This window comes from Rhodococcus sp. P4_B6 (genome assembly GCF_056402215.1).
In genome coordinates this window covers 1-20,610 of sequence record NZ_JBFUHV010000158.1, presented here as the reverse complement: position 1 = coordinate 20,610, position 20,610 = coordinate 1, and the positions used below count along the sequence as shown (strand labels likewise).

General features: G+C 66.0%; 19 protein-coding genes and 1 pseudogene. 5 read left to right on the top strand and 15 right to left on the bottom strand.

Translation table 11 applies throughout. From position 1 onward, the window contains the following. Positions 1 to 224: 224 nt before the first annotated feature. Positions 225 to 971: an SDR family oxidoreductase gene (locus AC1DWT_RS40545; RefSeq protein ID WP_477924942.1), complete on the top strand. Its 747-nt coding sequence runs from the start codon at positions 225 to 227 to the stop codon at positions 969 to 971. A gap of 28 nt (positions 972 to 999) precedes the next feature. Here the strand turns inward: AC1DWT_RS40545 and AC1DWT_RS40540 are convergent, their stop codons facing one another. The 6 genes from AC1DWT_RS40540 to AC1DWT_RS40515 form a co-directional block, all read right to left on the bottom strand. Next, the gene (locus AC1DWT_RS40540; protein ID WP_477924940.1) at positions 1,000 to 2,244 is read right to left on the bottom strand and encodes a reverse transcriptase family protein; all 1,245 of its coding nucleotides are present in this window, start codon (positions 2,242 to 2,244) and stop codon (positions 1,000 to 1,002) included. A 273-nt stretch (positions 2,245 to 2,517) separates the two neighbouring features. Next, the gene (locus tag AC1DWT_RS40535) at positions 2,518 to 2,901 is read right to left on the bottom strand and encodes a RidA family protein (RefSeq protein ID WP_072941942.1); all 384 of its coding nucleotides are present in this window, start codon (positions 2,899 to 2,901) and stop codon (positions 2,518 to 2,520) included. Between the two features lie 57 nt (positions 2,902 to 2,958). Beyond that, positions 2,959 to 3,723, bottom strand: a complete 765-nt coding sequence (locus tag AC1DWT_RS40530) for an amino acid ABC transporter ATP-binding protein (RefSeq protein WP_477924937.1) — start codon at positions 3,721 to 3,723, stop codon at positions 2,959 to 2,961. Further along, positions 3,720 to 4,655, bottom strand: a complete 936-nt coding sequence (locus AC1DWT_RS40525) for an amino acid ABC transporter permease (protein WP_477924936.1) — start codon at positions 4,653 to 4,655, stop codon at positions 3,720 to 3,722. Before AC1DWT_RS40525 ends, AC1DWT_RS40530 begins: the two co-directional genes overlap by 4 nt. An 11-nt stretch (positions 4,656 to 4,666) precedes the next feature. Beyond that, complete coding sequence (locus AC1DWT_RS40520) at positions 4,667 to 5,590, bottom strand: transporter substrate-binding domain-containing protein (protein ID WP_206012582.1); 924 nt, start codon at positions 5,588 to 5,590, stop codon at positions 4,667 to 4,669. Next, complete coding sequence (locus AC1DWT_RS40515; RefSeq protein ID WP_241031267.1) at positions 5,587 to 6,885, bottom strand: alpha-hydroxy acid oxidase; 1,299 nt, start codon at positions 6,883 to 6,885, stop codon at positions 5,587 to 5,589. Before AC1DWT_RS40515 ends, AC1DWT_RS40520 begins: the two co-directional genes overlap by 4 nt. A 123-nt stretch (positions 6,886 to 7,008) precedes the next feature. Here AC1DWT_RS40515 and AC1DWT_RS40510 point away from each other — a divergent pair, with 123 nt between their 5' ends. After that, complete coding sequence (locus AC1DWT_RS40510; RefSeq protein WP_206012583.1) at positions 7,009 to 8,658, top strand: PucR family transcriptional regulator; 1,650 nt, start codon at positions 7,009 to 7,011, stop codon at positions 8,656 to 8,658. Here the strand turns inward: AC1DWT_RS40510 and AC1DWT_RS40505 are convergent. The 3 genes and pseudogenes from AC1DWT_RS40505 to AC1DWT_RS40495 all read right to left on the bottom strand — a co-directional run bounded on the left by AC1DWT_RS40505 (position 8,586) and on the right by AC1DWT_RS40495 (position 11,781). Then, the gene (locus AC1DWT_RS40505; protein ID WP_206012584.1) at positions 8,586 to 9,821 is read right to left on the bottom strand and encodes a YbfB/YjiJ family MFS transporter; all 1,236 of its coding nucleotides are present in this window, start codon (positions 9,819 to 9,821) and stop codon (positions 8,586 to 8,588) included. The two genes, AC1DWT_RS40510 and AC1DWT_RS40505, sit on opposite strands and share 73 nt — an antisense overlap. Positions 9,822 to 9,849: 28 nt before the next feature. Further along, positions 9,850 to 10,749, bottom strand: a complete 900-nt coding sequence (locus AC1DWT_RS40500; RefSeq protein ID WP_206012585.1) for a LysR substrate-binding domain-containing protein — start codon at positions 10,747 to 10,749, stop codon at positions 9,850 to 9,852. After that, positions 10,749 to 11,781 (bottom strand): annotated as a pseudogene (locus tag AC1DWT_RS40495) (NAD(P)H-dependent flavin oxidoreductase). The gene AC1DWT_RS40500 and the pseudogene AC1DWT_RS40495 overlap by 1 nt, the downstream one beginning before the upstream one ends. Before the next feature lie 129 nt (positions 11,782 to 11,910). On the opposite strand from AC1DWT_RS40495, the gene AC1DWT_RS40490 reads away from it, so the two are divergent. Further along, positions 11,911 to 12,777, top strand: a complete 867-nt coding sequence (locus AC1DWT_RS40490; RefSeq protein WP_095863749.1) for a LysR family transcriptional regulator — start codon at positions 11,911 to 11,913, stop codon at positions 12,775 to 12,777. Here AC1DWT_RS40490 and AC1DWT_RS40485 read toward each other — a convergent pair. From AC1DWT_RS40485 to AC1DWT_RS40460, 6 genes are all read right to left on the bottom strand, one after another. Next, positions 12,765 to 13,451, bottom strand: coding sequence for a pyridoxamine 5'-phosphate oxidase family protein (locus AC1DWT_RS40485; RefSeq protein WP_095864004.1), 687 nt, complete (start codon positions 13,449 to 13,451; stop codon positions 12,765 to 12,767). The genes AC1DWT_RS40490 and AC1DWT_RS40485 overlap by 13 nt on opposite strands. Next, a complete protein-coding gene (locus AC1DWT_RS40480) occupies positions 13,448 to 14,821 on the bottom strand; it encodes an MFS transporter (RefSeq protein WP_206012586.1) in 1,374 nt (457 codons plus the stop codon). Before AC1DWT_RS40480 ends, AC1DWT_RS40485 begins: the two co-directional genes overlap by 4 nt. 59 nt (positions 14,822 to 14,880) lie before the next feature. Beyond that, positions 14,881 to 15,870, bottom strand: coding sequence for an NAD(P)H-dependent flavin oxidoreductase (locus AC1DWT_RS40475; RefSeq protein WP_206012587.1), 990 nt, complete (start codon positions 15,868 to 15,870; stop codon positions 14,881 to 14,883). Between the two features lie 246 nt (positions 15,871 to 16,116). Continuing rightward, positions 16,117 to 16,857: a lipoate--protein ligase family protein gene (locus AC1DWT_RS40470; protein WP_206012588.1), complete on the bottom strand. Its 741-nt coding sequence runs from the start codon at positions 16,855 to 16,857 to the stop codon at positions 16,117 to 16,119. A 207-nt stretch (positions 16,858 to 17,064) separates the two neighbouring features. Then, entirely contained in the window at positions 17,065 to 18,054 is a 990-nt protein-coding gene (locus tag AC1DWT_RS40465) for a transketolase family protein (RefSeq protein ID WP_072941666.1), read from the bottom strand. After that, on the bottom strand, positions 18,051 to 18,914 hold the full coding sequence (locus tag AC1DWT_RS40460; protein WP_072941669.1) for a transketolase: 864 nt from the start codon (positions 18,912 to 18,914) through the stop codon (positions 18,051 to 18,053). The genes AC1DWT_RS40465 and AC1DWT_RS40460 overlap by 4 nt, the downstream gene beginning before the upstream one ends. Before the next feature lie 91 nt (positions 18,915 to 19,005). On the opposite strand from AC1DWT_RS40460, the gene AC1DWT_RS40455 reads away from it, so the two are divergent. Further along, positions 19,006 to 19,797, top strand: a complete 792-nt coding sequence (locus AC1DWT_RS40455) for an IclR family transcriptional regulator (RefSeq protein ID WP_072941672.1) — start codon at positions 19,006 to 19,008, stop codon at positions 19,795 to 19,797. Between the two features lie 122 nt (positions 19,798 to 19,919). Next, a partial coding sequence (locus AC1DWT_RS40450; protein ID WP_477924929.1) for an SDR family NAD(P)-dependent oxidoreductase occupies positions 19,920 to 20,610 on the top strand: 691 nt, incomplete at its 3' end.

Here is a 20,610-nt window from a genome sequence, read left to right as displayed (position 1 = left end):
CCCAGTAGCGCTGCTGCAGTGCGGTACGAGGTGCGATGTCTGCGATGGTCACCGGGACAGGAAACCCGACTCCGCGTCCCCACTCCAGGGTTCGGCGCACCGTGATTCCTGCGGGCACCACGAACCGGCCGACCGAACGGCGGCTGTCGAACACCGGCGATCGGCGACAGTTCGATGGTTACCATCAGTTGGTCGTGAGCATGTGTTGTCGACCGAATTGAGGAGTGAACGTGACGGAACGGGTCATCGTCGTGACGGGTGCCGGCTCGGGCATCGGACGATCCATCACGACCGCACTACTCGACGCCGGACACCACGTGGTGCTGACCGGACGGACAYGCGACGCCCTCGATCAGACGGCGTACGGGCACGACCACGCGCTCGTGGTACCGGCCGACGTCTCCTCACCCAAGTCCGTGCACAGCGTCTTCGCCGCCGTCGCCGAACGGTTCGGCCGCCTCGACGTACTCGTCAACAACGCCGGCACCTTCGGCCCCTCCGGCGCGGTGGACGAGATCGAACCGCAGGACTGGGACCGGACCGTTGCCACAAACCTGACCGGGGTCTTCCTCTGCTCGCGCGAAGCCGTCCGAATGATGAAGACACAGACACCCCGCGGCGGACGAATCATCAACAACGGCTCCCTGTCCGCGCACACACCCCGACCCGCCAGCGTCGCCTACACCGCAACCAAACACGCTGTCTCGGGATTGACCAAGTCGATTGCACTCGACGGCCGCGACCACGACATCTGCTGCACCCAGATCGACATCGGGAACGCCGACACCGCCATGACCGCCGRCATCGGCCACGCCGCCCGCCAGGCCGACGGGTCCGTGCGAGCCGAACCCACCTTCGATCCGCGGTACGTCGCGGACGCGGTCACCCGGCTGGTCGAACTCCCGCTCGACGTCACCGTGCCGACGATGACGATCATGGCCTCCCGCATGCCGTTCGTCGGCCGCGGCTGACCACAGTCCGGCGGCGCCCCCGCGGCCGCTACCCCGTCCAGTCGACTCGGGCGGCCAGTGCGTGCAACGAACGTTTCCTGCTCTCGTTCGATTCGCCGACCCAGGCGATACGCCCGTAGACGTACTCGCGAAAGTGCGGTCTGCCGTCGCGATTCTGCGAATCCGGTCCGTGCCGAACGCAATTGAACAGCAGCGCCTTGACGTCGTCGTACTCGGCACGGGACGCCTGCGGACGAGTGTTGACCACCAGCCCGGCCAGGTGCTGGCATCGGTGTGCTCGCATCACCCGGGTCTTGCCGGGGTGGACGGCGAAGCCTTCGTCCGTCACGATCCGGCCGACGGCGTGGATCAGTCGATCCACCGCCAGATCCGAGCCGGAGAACGCGAGGTCGTCGGCATACCGGGTGTACGCGACGCGGTGGGCGCGCGCAAGTCCGGCCAGCCTGCGATCGAGCCGGTGTGCAACCAGATTGGCGAGAGCCGGCGACGTCGGCGCCCCCTGCGGTAGGTGCGCACCCCGGAGCCGGCTCGCCGCGTCGAAGGGAAGCTCCGCGAGGACACCGGGTGGGGTCGACGTCGTGCAGAGCCCGGCGAGCACCCGCGACACCCGGGTCGGATAGCCGAGTGCGTCGAAGACCGCCCGCACCCGCGTCCGCGAAACCGAGGGAAAGAACGCCCGAAGGTCGATGCGCAGCACGACCTCGTGCCCCGCATGCGGGCCGGCGAAGGTGTGGACACTACGGCCTCGGACGAATCCGTGCGCCGCCGCATGAGGCGGAACGCGATCGAGGACGGTCCGCAGAATCCGGCGCTGTACCTCCCGGAGGCGTTCCTTCGGCGCTTCGAGCAGGCGGTTGTCCGGCCGGATCCGATAGCGGTAGTGCTGCAGCGGCGGCGCCTTCGTGCGCAGCCACCCGCCGGGATCGGCGAACCAGTCGAGTTCGGCGGGTGTGAGGCCGACCGCCTCGGCGACCGCGGCGGTGCGCGACCACTGCGGGACGTCGAACCTCCAGTCGTTGCCGGAGACTTCGTCGACAATCGGCTCTGCTCGCTCGATCAGCGGGAGGTCCGACAGCAGCCGAAAGACGCTGTCGATGCCGTCGATCGGCGGCGTGGGCATGAGGTCGTGGAGCCGTGCCGCGATCCGGGCGGCATCCGGCACTCCGGATTCCTCGAAGCGGAGGACGAGGCCGGCCCTCGTCCAGGTTCCATCGATCGCCGCCGCTGCGAGGCGACGGGCGAACTCGGGCGGCAGGGCCGGACGTTCCGTCATGTGTGCGACGGTGCGAGGTGACCGATACCTGTCGTCTGCGGCGCGCCGGAGCACGCGGAGCATGCGGTCGCGCGTCGGACGGTGTCTCCGGTGAACACTGTCGAGCCAGGGGTTACCCCTGACGTGGTCGCGGTCGGCGAACCGGCCACACCACTCTCACCTCCGCACCGTCGCACCTCGTGAGAATGCCACATGACTTCTGCCGTGCGGGGCCCTATCGGTCTTGCTTTCGAATCGAGCGACTCCGCCGGTCGGAGTGCGCCATCGACCCGGTCAGCGGGGGCACAGGGCGACGACGTCGATTTCGACCAGGAAGTCACCGAGGTGCGATCCGACGGTGGTCCGCGCCGGATACGGGTGCGAGACGAACTTCTGATAGGTCTCGTTGAAACCGGTGAAGTCTCGCGCCGGATTCTGCAGGTGGACGGTCGCTTTGACCACGCGCGAGAAGTCCGAGCCGCACGATTCGAGTACGGCTGCGAGATTGCGCATCGCCTGGTCCGTTTGTTCTTCGATGGTGGAGCCGACGAGCTCCCCCGTATCGGGGTGGTGGGGCGTCTGACCTGCTGTGTACAGGACCCCGTCGGCAATGATCGCCTGAGAGTAGGGCCCTGCGGGGCTGGGTGCATGTTCTGTGCTGATCTGTTGCCTGTTCATGTGCATCTCAATCCTGATTGTTCGTTGCTATCGGTCGCGGGCGGGCGGGTGAGGTGTTTACAGCACCTTCGAGAGAAACGCGCGGGTCCTCTCCTGGTGCGGGTTCCCCAGAACCTCGGCCGGCGGGCCCGCCTCGACGACGACACCCTGATCCATGAAGACGATCTGATCGCTGACCTCGCGGGCAAACCCCAGCTCGTGAGTAACCACGACCATGGTCATACCGGCTTCGGCAAGGGACTTCATCACGTCCAGTACCTCACCGACGAGTTCCGGGTCGAGCGCGGAGGTCGGCTCGTCGAAGAGCAGCAACTTGGGCTTCATCGCCAGGGCGCGGGCAATCGCGATCCGCTGTTGCTGTCCCCCGGACAGCTCCCGTGGGTATGCCTGACCTCGGTTCCCCAGTCCGACACGATCGAGCAGCACGTGTGCCTCCGCCGTCACCTCGTCGCGGGGTCTGCCGAGAACGTGGATCGGGGCTTCGATGATGTTCTCGAGCACGGTCATGTGCGGAAACAAGTTGAAGCGCTGGAACACCATGCCGGCATTCAGTCGAGACCGTGCCGTCTGGCKGGGCTTCATCTCGTGAAGCCGGCCATTGCGTTCCGAGTAGCCGATCAACTGTTGATCCACGTACAGGCGGCCCGCATCAACCTTCTCGAGGTGATTGATGCAGCGCAGGAAGGTTGTCTTCCCAGATCCGGACGGTCCGATGAGGCAGGTCACCGAGCCGCGCTCGACACTGAGGTCGATGCCCTTGAGGATCTCGGTGGCACCGAATCGCTTCCGGACTCCCTCTGCTTTCACCATGACGGTGTTCATTTCGCCCTTCCCAGTGCAAATCGACGGCGTGCGGGGGTGACCGCCGCGGTGAAACCGCGCGCGTAGTGCTTCTCGAGCTTGTCCTGGAAGAAGCTCAGGATGGTGGTCATCAGGAGATACCACAGGCTCGCGACGATGAGCAGCGGGATCGTCTGGTAATTCAGCGAATAGATGATCTGCGCGGAGTACAGCAGATCGGAGATCGCCAGAACGCTGACGAGGGTGGTCCCTTTCAGCATCGAGATCACCTGGTTCCCCGTCGGCGGTAACACCACACGCATCGCCTGAGGAAGAATGACCCGGCGCATCAGCTGAGTCTTGTTCATTCCCAGCGCCTGAGCCGCGTCGTACTGGCCGTTGTCCACCGATCCGATGCCACCGCGGATGATCTCTGCCATGTAGGCCGCTTCGTTCAGGGACAGCCCGAGGAGGGCGGCCCCGAGTGGCGTGATCAGCGTGTTGACGGAACCGATCATGAATTCGGGTCYCCCGAAGGGGATTCCGATCGAGATGGTGGGATACAGGGCTGCGATGTTGTACCAAAAGATCAGTTGGACGAGGAGCGGAGTTCCCCGGAAGAACCAGATGTAGCCGCGGCTGATCGAACTGACGATCGGGTTCTCCGACAGTCGCATGACGGCAAGGAGCGTTCCGAGCGAAATACCGGCGGTCATCGAGACGATCGTCAGGATGATCGTCAGAACAACCCCTCGAAGTATCTCCGGCGCAAAGAGATAGGACGACACGACGTTCCAATGGAACCGGTCGTTGGTTGCGACGTTCCACGTCACCGCCACGGCGACGATGAGCAGTGCCAGTCCGAATGTTTGCCGGACAGGATGTTTGAGTGGCACAACCGGGATGGACGTGTCCGGGAACGCCGATACCGCGGACGGTGGAGGGAAGGCGTCTCGCGAGGCCAATTGGTGCATGGTAGGTCTCCTTATTGGGCCGCGTTGACGCGAGCTCGGGTGATCATCGCGGACTCCGCACCATATTTCTCGAGGACTTCCCGGTACGCGTCGCCGGCGATGACGGAGTCGAGTGCCGCGGACACGGCGTCGGCGAGTGCTGGTTCCTTGGTCACGCCGACGGCGACGGGGGTGTAGTCGAACGTGTCCGACACCTCGATTGCCGGATTGTTGGCCGTGGCGTACTCGAGGATCGGTGAGTCTGCCAGCACAGCATCTTGCCGGCCGCTGGTCAGCGCAGAGATCGCCTGCCGCGTGTCCTGGAACTGGCCGATCCGGATCGGCGGCTTGCCGGCGGCCGCGCAGTCCTGCTCGTAGGCCGGAACGTTGACGGTGAGCTGATACGAGCCCGTCAGGACGCCGACTCTCCTGCCGCAGAGAGTGTCCCTCGTGACGGGCTCCGCTCCCTTCGCGACGACGATGGCATTCCCCATTTGCATGTAGTCGACGAAATCCATTGCCGCCATTCGCTTGGTGGTGGGCGTCATCGAGGACACCGTCATGTCGTAGCGTCCGGCAGCGATGCCGGGAATGATGGAGTCGAAATTGACAACCTTGATGTCGACATCCAGGTTCAGGGCCTTCCCGATGAGTCTCGCAATGTCGGGGTTCGTGCCCGTCAGGTACCGGGTGCCCTCCGAATAGAACTGGGTGGGAGGTTCGTTCGTCGGGATCGCCACCCGCAGCGTGTGCCGTGCGGACACCGAACCGGGCAGCAGTGCGACGGCCGATTCGTTCACCGCAAGCGACGGCGTGCTGTCACCCTCGACGGGAGCCGAGGCCGGCGGGTCCGCAAATTCCTCGAGCCGACCGCAACCAACCGTGGAGAGGAGAAGGGCGGCGAGTGCGCCGGCACACAGGAATCGGTGAGAGTAGCCTCCGGGACGACTCGTCATGACGAGGACTTCCGCTTCGCGGTGACCGTGCGCGGTCCGGTGGACGCGTTCGTCGAGCGGGCGAAGGCGGCGTGGCGGTTCCTCACGAGGGACGGCCCGCTGTCCTGCAGTTCCTTGATGCTCGACGCCCCCAGCAGCATCATCGTTCGGGTCATCTCCTCCGCGAAGATCCGCAGCACGTGCGCAACACCCTCCTGGCCCGCCGCCGCGAGGCCGTAGAGGTAGGGACGGCCGATCGCGCACGCAGTCGCCCCCAGCGCCAGCGCCTTGATCGCGTCCGAGCCACGGCGGATGCCGCCGTCGACGATGATCTCGACCCGACCGTTCACGCGTTCGACGATCTCCGGCAGAACGTCCAGCGGGGAGGCCATGTGATCGAGTTGCCGACCGCCGTGGTTGCTGACCTGGATGGCGTCGATCCCGATGTCGGCGGCGATCGCCGCATCGTCGGCGCTGACGCACCCCTTGAGGACGATCGGACCGCTCCATCGGGAGCGCAGGTCGCAGAGGGTGTCCCAGTCGGTGGGTTCGTAGGTACCCGACAGCAGGGTTCGCCACATGTCCGGCGTGCTCGCCAGCGGCCCCTCCGCGATGGTTCCGTCGAGATTGGGGAAGGCGATCGCGTCGTTGCGCAGAAACCTCCACGCCCAAACGGGATGGAGTGCCCCTTCGACGACCGTCCGCGGTTTCAGGGACGGGGGTGCAGTGAAGCCGTTGCGGTAGTCGCGTTCGCGATGACCGATCGCTCGGCAATCGACGTTGACCAGCAGGGCCTCGTATCCCGCGTTCGCTGTCCGGTCGAGCATCGCCTGGAGCATGCCCTTGTCCGCCATCGGTTCGATGTTGAACCAGCGACGAAGGCCCGGGGTCTGCGCGCTGACCAGTTCCATCGGCGTCGTACTCAGGTGTGCCAGACCGTACGGCACATTCGCGGCGAGAGCAGCACGCGCCGCACCGAGTTCGCCCTCCGGGTGAAAGAGTCGTGTTCCACCGGTGGGTGAGAGCATCAACGGCATGGCGACCGGCTTGCCCAGGAGAGTCGACGCCAGGTCGAGGTTCTCCACCGCGCCCCAGCGTGGCACGAAGGACCAGTCGTCGAACGAGCAACGATTGCGGCGGACCGACGCTTCGTCCTCGCCGCCGCCCTCGATGTAGTCGAAGATGCTCAGCGGCAGACGGGCGGCAGCCAGCTTTCGTACGTCTTCGATGCTGTGGCATCGCCGTGCAAGGCGTTGTGACGCGGACCGAGCGGGGCCCTCGACATTCACTAACGACCTGATATCTCTGAGTTTCATCGGGACTCCTCGAAGTGGTGCTGACACCCGGTGCGCGGGGTGGAACCAATAGTGATCCAGACCTCACCTGGTTCATATGGAGGAGTTTCCAAGCTCAAGATCAATGCTTGTAAGATGTTCCAAATGGATCTAACGGAGTCGTTGCGTCATCGCGACACGACACCTGCGCCGATCGCGCTGTCAGCCTGGAACAGGCTGGTGCAGGAAGATCTACTGCACGTCAACCCGACCGCCGAGAATCTCCGCCGTCCCGTCGCCGACGTACAGCTCTACGACGCACTCGACGACCAGGCGAACGTCAGGAACACCGTCGTCCTCGCGATGGGGGTGTCCTGCGGGTCCGCCGGATTCGAGCGGGTACTCGTCCACGCCGCCGACGGCGAGGCCGCCGCAGTGATCGTCAAAGCACGAGGAACACCGATCGAGGACCTGCGGGCYGCGTCCAGTCGTCACGACGTTCCCGTGCTCGTCGTCGGCGACGACGCGGATTGGACACGACTGATCGCGATGGCACGAACAGCGGTCGCGGGTGCTGCGGTCGATTCGGTATCGGGCGTGCGCCTGGGCGATCTGTTCGCCTTCGCCAACGCCGTTGCCTCGATAACCAATGGCGCCGCCAGCATCGTCGATCCTTCGGGCCGCATCCTCGGATACTCCACGGTGCCGGGCCAGCCGATCGACGACCTACGGCGCGAGACGACTCTGACCCTGCAGGAGCGGACACCTCCAGCCCTCGACGCCGATTTCAAGGTCGTCTACTCCTCCACCGCCGCACTGTTCGTGCAGTCGCCCAGCGGGATCGCGGACCGGCTGGCGCTCGCGGTCCGGGCGGGCGGGGAACTGCTCGGATCGATCTGGATCATCGATCCCGGAGGTGAACGCCGCCAACCGGCCCTCGATGCGCTCGACAGGCTGGCGCCGCTGGCCGGACTGCACATGCTTCACGCCCGGTCCGCTTCCGATTTCACCGAACGCCGCAACGCCGATCTCATGCGGACGTTGATGGACGATCCGGCCCGGGCCTCGTTCGCCGCCGCGCAACTCGGTCTCGAGTTCACCGACGGATTCGCCATCGCGGCGTTCGCCCTCACCCATCCGAACGCCGGCAGCCTCGACGCCATGCGCGAACAACATCGGCTACTGCAGCTCGTGACCGTCACCTGCAACGTCCAGTTCCGCAGTGCGTACAGCGCCCTGATCGACTCGGTCGTGTATGCGCTGTTGCCCTGCGCAGGCGACTCTCCCCGTGCAGCCCACCGTCGCGTCATTCGTGACATCGGCTCCTACGCGACGACGATCAGCGCGCATCCCGTCGTCTCCGCTGTGGGCGGGATCGCCGAGCAGATCAGCGAGCTACCTCGATCCCGGACCGAGGCGCTGCGCACACTGCGGTACCTGATGCACCAACAGTCGGTCACGCGAGAGAATCCGACCCCTCGAGCCCCGGCAGCGGCTGTGTTCGAAGACTATTGGACCGAGCTCAACCTACTGGAGATCGGTAAGTACATCACCGAGAAGCAACTGGACAAGTTCGACGTTATCGATGCGATCCGGGCGTACGACGCCACCCATCACACCGACTTTCTGATCACTCTACGTGCGTACTTCGATTCGAACGCGAACGTGTCCAAGGCGGCTGACCGAATGCATGTCCACGGCAATACCATTCGGTACCGGATCACCCGTCTCGCCGAAGAGTTTCAGATCGACTTCGACAATCCGACCACGCGGCTGTGGCTGTGGCTCCGACTCGTTTCGACAGACCTCATGTGAGTGGACGCAAGTAGCGTGGCGGTGAGTGCTGCCGCCAGAACGATGCCAGACGCGACGAGCAATGCCAGGTGGTAGCCATCGGAAAGCAGTGGTGTGACGATGAGCGGGCCCCCGATCTGACCGAGACTGTATCCGGTCGTCAGGATCGCGACCGCGCGTGGGAACTGGAGGTGAGCGCCGATCGTCAGCGACATCTGACTGATGCCGAGGAATGTTCCCCCGAACAGGAAGGCAGAGATCAGGGCGGGCCAGATGCCGTCTGCCACCGCAGGCAGCGCGATGCCGGCGGCCTGAACGACGAGGGCGGTCACCAGCAGGATCGGGCGAGACCATCGCCGGCCGAGCAACGCCCAGAGTGGAGCGGACGGTAGCGCCGCCAGCCCGACGATCACCCAGGCGCCACTGCCGGCGACGCTGCCTGCGGTGTGGTCGATCGCTGCGACGAGAAAAGTGCCGGCGATGATGTATCCGACGCCCTCGAGGGAATAACTGATGAACAGCATACTGAACCAGCGGCGCTTCCTCTTGGGCGATTTTCGGCGCTCCACCGTCGGCGCCATGGGAGCGCGTTCCGGTGTGAGCGTCCACGCGACGAGGGTGCAGATCAGGGTCAGCAGTGCAGCCGCCCACCACACAGAGCCCCAGGTACCCATCGACCGCAGGACGAGGACGACGAGTCCGGACAGGGCAATACCTGCCCCGATTCCGCCGAACGCCCAGCCCGACAGGTGCGCTGCCTGCCCACTCAGAGTGGAGTGCATGGCGCTGACAGCGACGACGAACACCGTCGCACTGGTGACACCTGCGATGAACCGCAACACGCCCCAGAAGGTTTCGTTCGATGCCACCGGCATCAACGCCAGCGTGAGGGTCAGGACGAGCAGCGAGACACGCAGGGTTGCCGCCGAGCGCATCATCCCGGGTAGGGCGATTCCGGCGAGCGCCCCGATGAGATATCCGAGATAGTTTGCCGTCGCCAGACCGGCGCCCGCCGACGGTGTCAATCCTGCCTGGGCCTCCATCAGCGGAAGTACGGGTGTGTAGACGAACCGTCCGATGCCCATACTCGCCGCCAATGCAGCCCCGACCTGGCCGACCGTGACCCACGGCGATGTCGGCGTGCGGAACGTGACCAGGTCTTCGGCGCTGCCACTTGCGTTCATACGTTCTCTTTCAAAGACATTCGCAGCGCTAGCGAGCCACAGATTTCAGGGAGGCCGGGCGGCTGGACGCGCGGGTGTGGAACAGGAAACGCGACAGGGCAGGGGTGGTGGTGGCGTCCTTGCGGCGGATGAACAGGGTTTCCGCGCGCGAGTCGGCCGGCGCGAGGTGATGCACCTTCAAGGCCGACGCCGACGGCGACGCGGTCACGACGCCCAGCGGCAGCAGCGTCACACCGATTCCGGCGGCCGCGCACCCGAGGATGCCCTCGAGACTTCCGAACTCGAGGACGTCCGGATTCGGCAGACCGTGCTGCTCGAAGAGCCGCTCGAGTCGGGCCCGGTAGGCGCAACCGGCCCGGAGGACGAGAACCCTGTGCCGCCGTCCGTCGGCCGACACGGAGTCCAAGTCCGCCACGCGAACGCCGCTCACCAGCACCAATTGCTCGACGAACACCTGCTCGGAGACCAGGTCCGGATGCCGCACCGGTCCGCAGACGAACGCCCCGTCGAGTCGATGCTCGAGCACCTGGGTGGTGAGGGCGTCGGTGGTGTCGGTCGTCAGGGTGAAGTCGACTCGGGGGCATTCCTCGCTGAAGGCGGCCAGCACCCCGGGGAGCCGCAATCCCGCGGTGGTCTCCATCGACCCGATCGCGAGTCGTCCGGAGGGGTCCAGGTCGTCGCCGACGACCTGCGTCACTTCGCGTACGAGCCGAGTGATGTGTTCGGCGTACGGCAGCAGACGTTCGCCGGGGTTCGTCAGAGTCACTCCGCGCGCATGGCGGCGAAACAGTTCCACTCCGAGTTCGTCCTCGAGCGCCCGGATCCGTGAGCTGATGTTCGACTGCACCGTCAGAAGTTCTTTCGAAGCCCGGGAGATTCCCCCGGCGCGGGCCACGGCCAGGAAGAAGCTCAGGTCGCCGATGTCCATCAGGCGTCCCGCGCTTCTCTCCACAGGTCCCGGACGATCTCTTCGGCGGGGGCCGACCGGGCACTGCGATACCCGAGGCCGGCCCACAGGGCGAGGCCCTGCGGATCGTCCGCGGCGCCCGCCGCGGCCCGCAGCCCACTGGTCAGCAGGTGAACCTGCGGATAGGCCGTCACCGCGTAGGCATCGAAGTCGGTGATGAAATCGTTGACCAGGCCACGCGCGGGACGACCCGAGAACGCGCGGGTGACGACGGTGTCTCCGAACCGGGCGTCGTGCAACGCGGCGCGGTGCGCGGCTTTGGTGCCCGCCTCGTCGGCGCGCAGGAGAGCGGTACCGATCTGCACGGCGGTGGCGCCCGCCGCGAGAGCCGCAGCGACGTCTTCGCCCGTCGCGATCCCTCCCGCCGCGACGAGGGGAAGGTCGACCGCGGCGCGGGCCGCCTCGACCAGTTCTCGGGTCGAACGTGGGTCCGGCTCCGCGTCCGGGTCGAGCGTCGCCCGATGCCCGCCTGCGTCGACTCCTTGCAGACAGATCGCATCGACGCCCCGCTCGGCGGCCGACCGTGCCTCGTCGACATCCGACACCGTGGCCACGACGGCAGTGCCGGCAGCGTGCAACCGATCGACGACGCCTCGCGGCGGAAGGCCGAACGTGAAGGACACCACGGGAACTGCACGCTCGACCGCGAGGTCGACCTTGGCGTCGAACGCGTCGTCGTCGTGGTCGACGACCTCGGGCAGCACCACGTTCCGGCGTTCGGCGAGCGGCTGCAACCGCTCCCGATAGGTCTCCACGGCCGCGCGGTCGGCCAGGGGACGGCCTGGGACGAAGAGATTGAGTCCGAATGGTGCGTCCGTCAGAGCGCGAACCGCGTCGATCTCATGGCGAACCGCGTCGACGCTCTTGTACCCGGCCGCAAGGAAACCGAGGCCGCCGGTGGACGAGACCGCAGCAACGAGTTCGGGGGTGCTCGGCCCTCCCGCCATGGGCGCCCCGAATGGGAATTCGGAGGTCTTCCTCGAGATCGAACACCAGGATCCTTTCGGTGGATGGGTGCGTGAGGAACGAGGTTCACGCCGTTCTCACGCTTCCGTCCACCATCGTGCACCGCCGCATCGGGGAGCGGAAATGCCGTTTCGGCTGGATCTATGCTTGGCAGTTATGACTATCGAACTGCGGCATCTGCGAGCGGTCGTGGCGGTCGCCGAGGCGGGCTCGTTCACCGCCGCGGCGACCGCGCTCCACATCACGCAACCGGCGCTGACCCGAACGGTGCAGCAACTCGAGGCCTCGCTCGGCGTGCGGTTGTTCGACCGGACCTCGCGTGCGCTCGCCCTCACCGAGGACGGCGCCGGGTTCGTCGAGAAGGTGCGCGTCATTCTCGGTGATCTCGATTCCGCGGTGGCGCTGTACACCACCCGAACCCTCGCCCTGGGCTTCAGTTGGCTCCTCCCCGATCCGTGGGCGCAGCAGGTGATCGACGACGTCGAGAGGAACTCCCGCGCCACCGTGGTTCCGCGTCGCTGCGACGACCCCATTGCCGCGCTGAACAACGCCACCGTGGACGCCGCGGTCGTCCGCCGGGACGTCCCGGGCGACGAGTTCGTGCAGCATCCGCTGTTCGAGGAGCAGCGGATCGCGGCGGTATCCGCTGCCTCGCCTCTCGCGAGCCGCGAGTCCATCGACTGGGCGGAGTTCGGAACTCTTCCTCTGGTCATCAACACCCTCAGCGGCACCACGTCCGAGGATCTGTGGCCGAACCACGACGGCCCGGTGGTGACGTGCTCGAACTTCGACGAGTGGCTCGAACTGATCGCTGCGGATCGCGGTGTGGGCACGGTTCCGGAAGTCGCCCGGCGGCGGGTAAACCACCGCAATGTCCGGTTCATCCCGCTGGTCGGTGCGCCGCCCGCGGTCGTGAGGTTCGTGTACCGCCGCAACCGGGTGACGCCGCTCCTGCGAGTTCTGCGGGACGCCGCGATCCGCAACTCTCCCCCACCCGGCACCACCGTCCGTCAACCCCGCTGACCGTCACCGCCGCCACACAGTTGCGCGATCTCCCGCTCCAGTTCGGCATTGCGGGATTTCAGGATATCGATTTCGTCCTGCAATCCCTTGCGGGCCAACGTGAGCGATTCCCGCATCCGCGCCTCGCCGTACTTCGGGGGAATGTTCTTCGTGCAGTTCCGGTCCAGCGCCTCGACGTGGACGACGAGCGCGCGGTCACAGCCGGCCTTCACGACCCCGTCAGCCGTGGCGAGGAGCCTGGCGACGAGATCCGGATCGTCGGCACGCTCGACGACCTCGGCTCGTCCGTAAACCTTGACTCTGGTGCGGGTGGGGTAGTCGATGAAGAAGAGGGCCACTGCGTCGTTCTCGTCGAGGTTGCCGACCGTGACGAACTGCTGATTTCCCGAATAGTCCGCGAGCGCGATCGTCGAGGGATCGAGCACGTGCACGAAGCCGGTCGGACCGCCCCGGTGTTGGATGTAGGGCCACCCGGAGGGCGTCACCGTCGCGACGAAGAACGAATCGGTGGCACGGATCAGTGCGGTCACAGTTGTGTCGAGTTCGTCGGGCCTGCCGGTGTTTTCGCCCTGAGCTCGCCTCCGCCCGTACCAGTGGATGCTTCCCGTCGCCTTCTGCCGCTCGGCCACCGGGGCGGTGAACGCGATCGCACCGTACCGGGTCGGGTGTCTCATGACGAGCACTCGGAATCAATCTGCTTCCACGCCCGCCGGACTATCGGGCTGTCCACTCCCCGCCGCAACGTCAGCACGAACACCACTGCCGTGACCGCGGTGATCGCGACGGGATAGATCAGCCCGGCAAGGACGTTCCCGGTCGCGGTGTTGAGCGAGAGCGCCACCAGAGGGGTGAAGCCACCGAACACGCCGGTCCCGATATGGTAGGCCAGGGACAGTCCGGTGTAGCGGATCTGCGGTGGGAACAATTCGGACAGGAAGGCCGCCGTGGGCCCGTAGATCATGGTGACGAAGACGACCTGGATCGTCAGTGCCAGGACCATCTGGAACTGGTCGCCGTGGACGGCGGCGTGTCGAATCCACGCGAACAGCGGAAGGTAGCCGGCTGCCGAAAAGACCAGTCCGCACAGGATGATCCGGGTCCGTCCATGCTTGTCGGACAGCTTTCCGAAGAGGACGAAGAACGGTGTCGCGATGACCAGTGCGATCCCGACGGAGACATTGGCTGTGAGGAAGTCGATCTTCAAGATCGTCTGCAGGAAGTACAGCGTGTAGAACTGGCTCGTGTACCAGGCGACCCCCAGACCGGCGGTCACCCCGAAGACCACGACGAGTAGCAACGCAAAGGACGGCTTGTGCGCGACGGCATCCTTGATCGGTGAACGCGAGAGGTTTCCGGTCCGTCGCATCTCCTCGAACACCGGCGACTCGTGCATCTTCATGCGGATCTTCAGCGAGAAGAGCACCAGGACCGCGGACAGGAGGAACGGGATCCGCCAGCCCCACGAGTCGAATGCATCCTCGCCCAAACTGACCCGGCAGAGCACGATGACGCCGATCGACAGCAGCAGACCGCCGGTCGCGGTGGTTTGGAGAACACTCGTGAGGGCTCCGCGTTTCTTCGAAGGCGAGTTCTCCGCGATGTAGACGACGGCGCCCCCGTACTCACCGCCGATCGCGAGCCCCTGCAGCAGCCGCAACGTCACCAGCAGTATCGGCGCCAGGATTCCTATGTGGTCATAGGTGGGCATCAGTCCGAGCATCGTGGTGGCGCCGCCCATGATGAGCAACGTCGTCAAGAACGTCTTCTTACGTCCGACCCGGTCCCCCATTCTGCCGAACACGACGGCGCCGATGGGGCGCACGACGAAGCCCGTTCCGAAGGCGGCAATCGTGACGAGTAGTGCTGCGGTTCCGTTTCCTTCGGGAAAGAACATCCCCGAGAACACGACTGCGAGACTGCCGTAGATGTAGAAGTCGTACCATTCGATCAACGTTCCGACGCTGGACGCGGTAATGATCTTGCGAAGACTGTTCTTCGCGACACCGCTCGCGAGAGCAGGTGGTGAAACGGACTGGCTGGTCATGGGGAATCCTTCTGGGGGACGCGCGGGGTGACGGTTTGCGAGGTCGCACCGATCGGGCGCTAGGAGCCGATCGCCGCCAGGTCGTGGGAAGTGCGGCCGAGGATCGAGCAGGCCGTGCCGACCATCTCATCGATGATCGACGCGACGGTGCCGACACGATCGATCTGTCCGACGACCTCACCGACGATCAGATTCGCGACGTCGTAGTCCTCGGCCTTCACCGCTGCCAGGAACTGCGCCTGCCTCTCCCGGAGCGCACCCCGCAGGCCCGGCTCGTCGCCGTGCCACCGGCGGATGAAGTCGTTGTGCAGGACTCGCCCGGTGTACCGAGTCGGCCAGGGCTTCTCACGCACGATGTCGAAGGCGCTCTGCCTGATCGTGTCGTCCCCACCCGCCGACAGCGCGCGGTGCTGGGCCGCACGCGGAATCGCCGCCTCCTCGGCCGCCCAGAACCTGGTTCCGACGAGGGCACCGTCGGCACCGAGTGCGAGCGCTGCTGCCAGGCCCCGGCCGTCGCCGATTCCACCGGCCGCCAGCAGCATCACCTCCGGCGCCTCCCGCCGAAGGACATCGGCGATCTCGGGCACCAGGGTGAACGTCGATCGGGCCCCCGTCCCGTGGCCGCCCGCCTCACCGCCCTGAGCAGCGACGACGCTCGCCCCCACCTCGACCGCCCGGCGCGCCTGGTCGACATCGTGCACCTGGCAGATCAGCGGGATTCCCGCGGCACGAATCGCAGGCGCATGCGGCGCCGGGTCGGCGAAGGAGAGGAAGATCGCCGCAGGCCGGTAGCCGATCGTCTTCTCGAGGAGCCGCGGTTGCTGCGCCATGGACCACGTGATGAAGCCACAACCGACCGCGCCGGTCGGCACGTGGTCGAACTGATCGCGCAACCAGGCCTCGTCGCCGTATCCGCCGCCGATGAGTCCCAGCCCACCTGCCTCGGCCACGGCGGTGGCCAATCGCCAATCGGAGACGTAATCCATCGGTGCAAGGACTACCGGGTGTTCGATTCCGAATTTCTCGGTCAGACGGTTCTGCAGACTCATGCGGGGCTCCTCCACACATTTCCGACGTGTCGCCGTGTTCTCCACGTGCTGCACGTCACACCGGACGGCTTTGCGACAACGCTAGAAGCCGGCAGAAGGGGGGTCCAACGGTTTGTACCGAACCCTGCGTTCTCCAGGACAGAACGCTCGAGAATTCGATGGCAGCGCACAGCGGGGTCGCGAAACCCACTGCTCTGCAACAGTTAGCGTGTGGCTCGTACAGGAAGCCCCGATTTCTGGGGCCGATCACGCCACGTGCGCGTCGCGCAGGTTCGCGGCCTCCTCGAGGAGGTCGGGGTCTGCGGTCAGTTCGTGGACTGCGCCGATCTCGGCGAGGATCGCGGCCCGGACCTGTTCGAGACCGAGAGCCGGGTTCAGGTCCGTGAGGGACGCCGCCGTGGCGGGGTCGAACTCCAACTCGAGGGCAGCATTGACATCGGCGAGCACCGCCCGCACGGGATCCGAATCGGCGACCACGAGCTCGAAGCCGAAGAGCCACGCGCCGGCGACTATTCGCTGCGCGGTCCCCGCCAACTTGACGCGTCCCCCGCCGTTCACCGTCCAATCACCGGGGCAGTACTCACCGGGAACCGGTCCGATGCGAGCATCGACGCCGAGCGTCCTCAGTACGGCGACGATCCTCGGGGTGAGGCGCTGGAAGCGGGGCCGGGCCCCGACGATGCCCTCCGTGTCCGGGGAGACGATCTCCACGACGAGGGTCCGCTCGTGGTATGCCGCCGCCCGACCGCCCGCGCCCCGGACGACGGGCGTGAACCCGTGGTGCCGCGCCGCGGCTGCCGCGGCCGGAAACTGCGGCCGAACAGCGTCCAACCGCCCGAACGACAACGTCCGCGCGGGACTGTAGATCCGCACCAGCCCAGACGCATTCGGATCTCGCCCCGTGCGCCGCAGCAGCGCCGAGGCAAACGCCGCATCCATTACGGGATCATCCGGAAAATGCGTGGTCAGCAACTGCTCGATCGTCATACTCTTCCCGTCGGTCCTCTCCGCGGCCGGCACCTCACTACAGTGTCGCCGAGGTTGACGAAAAGAGCACCCTCTTCGTCGCGAAGCCGCGACACCCGCCCGGACCGGTGGGATGGCCGGGCCGGGCGGGTGTCGCGTTGTCGTGACGCGCCCCGCTGCGTCCACCAAGAAGTTCGGACCGCGGGAATGTTACTGCCGTGCGCGGGCTTACGACCCTACGGCGGCTCGCGCAACCTCCTCGATACCGGCGGCGTCGAGCTTGTAGTGCCGGTACAGGTGGGTCGGCGGTCCGATGAGCGCGTATTCGTCCTTCACGCCGTGCCGAATGACACGAGTGCCGTACCCGTGTTCGGCGACGACCTCCGCGACCGCTCCCCCGAGACCGCCGATGACATTGTGTTCCTCCACGGTCAGGACGATGGGGGACCGCTGTGCGGCGCGGGCGACGGCGTCGGCGTCGAGGGGCTTGACGGTGTGCATGTCGACGACTCCCGTGGAGATCCCGCCTGCGTTCAGAGCCTGCGCCGCCTCGAGAGCGGGATGCACCATCGATCCTGTGGCGATGATCGTGAGGTCGGTGCCGGCGCCGTGTTCGATGGCGGTGCCGATGGTGAAGGGGTGAGTGCCGTCAGCGTAGACGTCCGGGTCCTGACCACGGCCGATACGGAAGTAGATCGGTGCGGGATGGTCGACGGCGGCGCGGAGCGCGGCTCCGAGCTGAGCGGTGTCAGCGGGGGCGATGACCGTGAGCCCTGGGATGCTGCGGGTGATGGCGAGGTCCTCGGTGGCGTGGTGCGAGGTGCCGTAGAACCCGAGCGTGATGCCGGCGTGATGGCCGATGAGCCGGACGGGCTGCTTGGTGTACGCGATGTCGGTGCGGATCTGCTCGCAGGCCAGGTAGGCCATGAACGACGCGAAGGTGGCGACATACGGCTGGAGCCCCGTGGTCGCGAGTCCTGCTGCGGTGGAGACCATGTGCTGTTCGGAGATGCCGAATTGGACGTATCGGTCGGGGTGCCGCTTCTGGAACGCRACCAGTCCGTTCGAATACTTGAGATCGGCGGTTCCGGCGACGATGGGATGGCCCTCGTCCACCAGGTCGGCCAAGGTGTCGGCGAGTATGTGGAAGCCGGGGGCCCGCTCGATCAGGGTAAGCAGGTGCCAGGACTCGGCCTGCAGGCCGGGTGCGACGCTCATCGGTTGTTCCTCAGTTCTTCGATCGCGTTGACTTCGTCTTGTTCTGCCAGCCAGCCGAGATGCCAGCCGAATTCGGATTCCATGTAGGAAATGCCCTTGCCTTTGACGGTGTTCGCGATGATCACCGCCGGACGTGTTCGTTCGGGGTCCTCGACGATCGCGCGGAAGGTCGAGAGCAGTGCGCGGACGTCGTGTCCGTCGACCTCGTGCGCGTCCCATCCGAAGGCGCGCCATTTGTTGCCGAGCGGCTCGATGTTCGTCACGGTGTCGATGCGGCCGTCAAGGGAGTGGTCGTTGCGGTCGACGATCGCGATCAGGTTCGAGACGTCGTGGTGGGCCGCACCGAGCGCGGCTTCCCAGATCTGCCCTTCGTGCAGTTCGCCGTCTCCGAGGAGGACGAAGACGTTGGAGGGGCGGCCCTGCATGCGGGTGCCGAGAGCGATTCCGGTGCCGGTCGACAGAGCGTGCCCGAGCGATCCGCTGCTGAAATCGATGCCGGGGATGCGGGTCATGTCGGGGTGGTCGCCGAACGCGTTGCCGAGGCGGGTGTACTCGTCGAGTTCGGCGGGGTCGAAGAATCCCCAATCCGCCAGGAGCGGATAGAGCGTGGCCGCGGCGTGGCCCTTGCCGAACAGGAAACGGTCTCGGTCGGGCCAATCGGGCTCGCCTTTCCGAAGCCGCATGACGCCGTAGTACAAGGTGGCGAGGATCTCGGCGCAGGAGAAGCCGGAGGCGTAGTGGCCGGTCTTGGCGATGGAGATGAGGCGGACGGTTTCGAGGCGGGCGAACAGCGCGCGTTCGGAGATCAGGTCGACGAGTTCGTCGTCGTGGTCGGTGGCCGGTGGGGTTGGTGTCAGCATGGACGAAAAGTACCAACTGTCGGGCACATTGTCCATAGAGCAGTAAGACTATTTGATGGACTGTTTGTCCGCTGAGCGATAATCTGGACGCATGGCAAATGACGGAAGTTTGATGTTGGTACGCAAGGTCGCGGAGTTGCTCGACTTCCTGGCCAAGGGGGAGGCAACCGCCACCGAAATCGCGGAAGCTATGAACGAGCCGCGCAGCTCGATGTATCGACTGCTGGCGAGCCTGCAAGAGGAAGACCTCGTGGAGGCGGGGTCGCGGCGGGGCAAGTTCCGTCTCGGGTTCAAGCTTGTGTCACTCGGTTCGGCGGTGGTCGAACGGTTCGACGAGCGCCAGTTCGCGCAGCCGGTCATGGAAAGACTGCATGCGCTCACCGGCGAGACGGTGTTTCTCTGCGTTCCCCGCGGTGACCAGGCAGTGTGCATCGAACGCCTCGACGGCAAACGCGTGCAGTCGCTGGCCCTGCGACTGGGCGGGTCCCTGCCGATGCATACCGGCGCCGCCTCCCGCGCCATCCTGGCCTTCCGGGACGAAAGCGAGTGGGAGGCCTACATCGCCCGCAACACCCCGCTGACCCGGCTGACCCCCTCCACCCCCGCCGAGCCGTCCGAATTACGGGCACTCCTGCGGCGCACCCGCGACGAGGGGATCGCGATCAGCGACCAGGACGTGACGGTCGGCGTGGCGGCGATCGGCGTCCCGATCATCGACTACCAGGGCCGGGTCCGGGCTGCACTCTCGATCAGCGGCGTCCGCGAATCCATCCTCGGAGCCGACGGCGACCGGTGGAAGGCGGAGGTGATCAGCGGCGGACAGGAGATCTCGCGAGCCCTCGGCGCAGACCTCGCCGGCCAGAAGGTCGCGAACTTCGGGTAACGCCCGTCGCCGCACCTCCTCCTCGCATACTTTGTCTCGCTTGCTAGACATTCCGTCCGTAAGGTGAGACAGTGGTGAGCACCACAGTCCGTGGTACGACTCACCAGCAGGGAGGCAAAGACATGAGCGGCGAGCTTCACGACCGCGTGGTCGTGATCACCGGTGCAGGTGGCGGCATCGGCGGGGCCTGTGTTCGACACATGCTCGCAGCGGGGGCCGAGGTGGTCGGCGCCGATCTCGACGTCACCACCTCGGACCTGCCCCACGATTCCGAGCACCTACGCCTGACGAAGGTCGACCTCCTCGATCCGTCCGGCGCCCAGGCGATGATCGACTTCGCGCTCGACCAGTTCGGGCGCGTCGACGTCCTGGTCAACAACGCCGGCGTAGCGCCGGTGCGCGACAGCTTCCTGACGACGTCCGACGAGGACTGGGCCCTCACGCTGGACCTCAATCTGATGGGCTATGTCCGGGCGTCCCGTGCCGCAATCACGGCGATGCGCCGGCACGGCAACGGCTCCCTCGTCCACATCGCATCGGAAGCGGCCCGGATGCCCAATCCCCGGCTGCCCGACTACAGCGTGTCCAAAGCTGCGATTCTGATGCTCTCGAAAGTCCTCGCCGCGGAGTTCACCCCCGAAGGCATCCGATCGAACGTCGTGTCGCCGGCGTTCATCCGATCTCCGATCTACGACCGGCCCGGCGGTATCGCCGATTCACTGGCCGCCGAATTCGGCGTCGACAAAGAGACTGCGCTCGCCAAATACGTTGAACTGAAAAACATCCCGGTGGGTCGATTGGGGACCGTGGACG

Excerpts from the sequence above, each read along its gene's own strand:
- AC1DWT_RS40470 (WP_206012588.1), bottom strand. The coding sequence starts at position 16,857 with ATGACGATCGAGCAGTTGCTGACCACGCATTTTCCGGATGATCCCGTA.
- AC1DWT_RS40475 (WP_206012587.1), bottom strand. The coding sequence starts at position 15,870 with ATGAGTCTGCAGAACCGTCTGACCGAGAAATTCGGAATCGAACACCCG.
- AC1DWT_RS40515 (WP_241031267.1), bottom strand. The coding sequence starts at position 6,885 with ATGAAACTCAGAGATATCAGGTCGTTAGTGAATGTCGAGGGCCCCGCT.
- AC1DWT_RS40540 (WP_477924940.1), bottom strand. The coding sequence starts at position 2,244 with ATGACGGAACGTCCGGCCCTGCCGCCCGAGTTCGCCCGTCGCCTCGCA.
- AC1DWT_RS40490 (WP_095863749.1), top strand. The coding sequence starts at position 11,911 with ATGACTATCGAACTGCGGCATCTGCGAGCGGTCGTGGCGGTCGCCGAG.
- AC1DWT_RS40520 (WP_206012582.1), bottom strand. The coding sequence starts at position 5,590 with ATGACGAGTCGTCCCGGAGGCTACTCTCACCGATTCCTGTGTGCCGGC.
- AC1DWT_RS40455 (WP_072941672.1), top strand. The coding sequence starts at position 19,006 with ATGGCAAATGACGGAAGTTTGATGTTGGTACGCAAGGTCGCGGAGTTG.
- AC1DWT_RS40460 (WP_072941669.1), bottom strand. The coding sequence starts at position 18,914 with ATGCTGACACCAACCCCACCGGCCACCGACCACGACGACGAACTCGTC.
- AC1DWT_RS40535 (WP_072941942.1), bottom strand. The coding sequence starts at position 2,901 with ATGAACAGGCAACAGATCAGCACAGAACATGCACCCAGCCCCGCAGGG.
- AC1DWT_RS40485 (WP_095864004.1), bottom strand. The coding sequence starts at position 13,451 with ATGAGACACCCGACCCGGTACGGTGCGATCGCGTTCACCGCCCCGGTG.
- AC1DWT_RS40505 (WP_206012584.1), bottom strand. The coding sequence starts at position 9,821 with ATGAACGCAAGTGGCAGCGCCGAAGACCTGGTCACGTTCCGCACGCCG.
- AC1DWT_RS40500 (WP_206012585.1), bottom strand. The coding sequence starts at position 10,749 with ATGGACATCGGCGACCTGAGCTTCTTCCTGGCCGTGGCCCGCGCCGGG.
- AC1DWT_RS40480 (WP_206012586.1), bottom strand. The coding sequence starts at position 14,821 with ATGACCAGCCAGTCCGTTTCACCACCTGCTCTCGCGAGCGGTGTCGCG.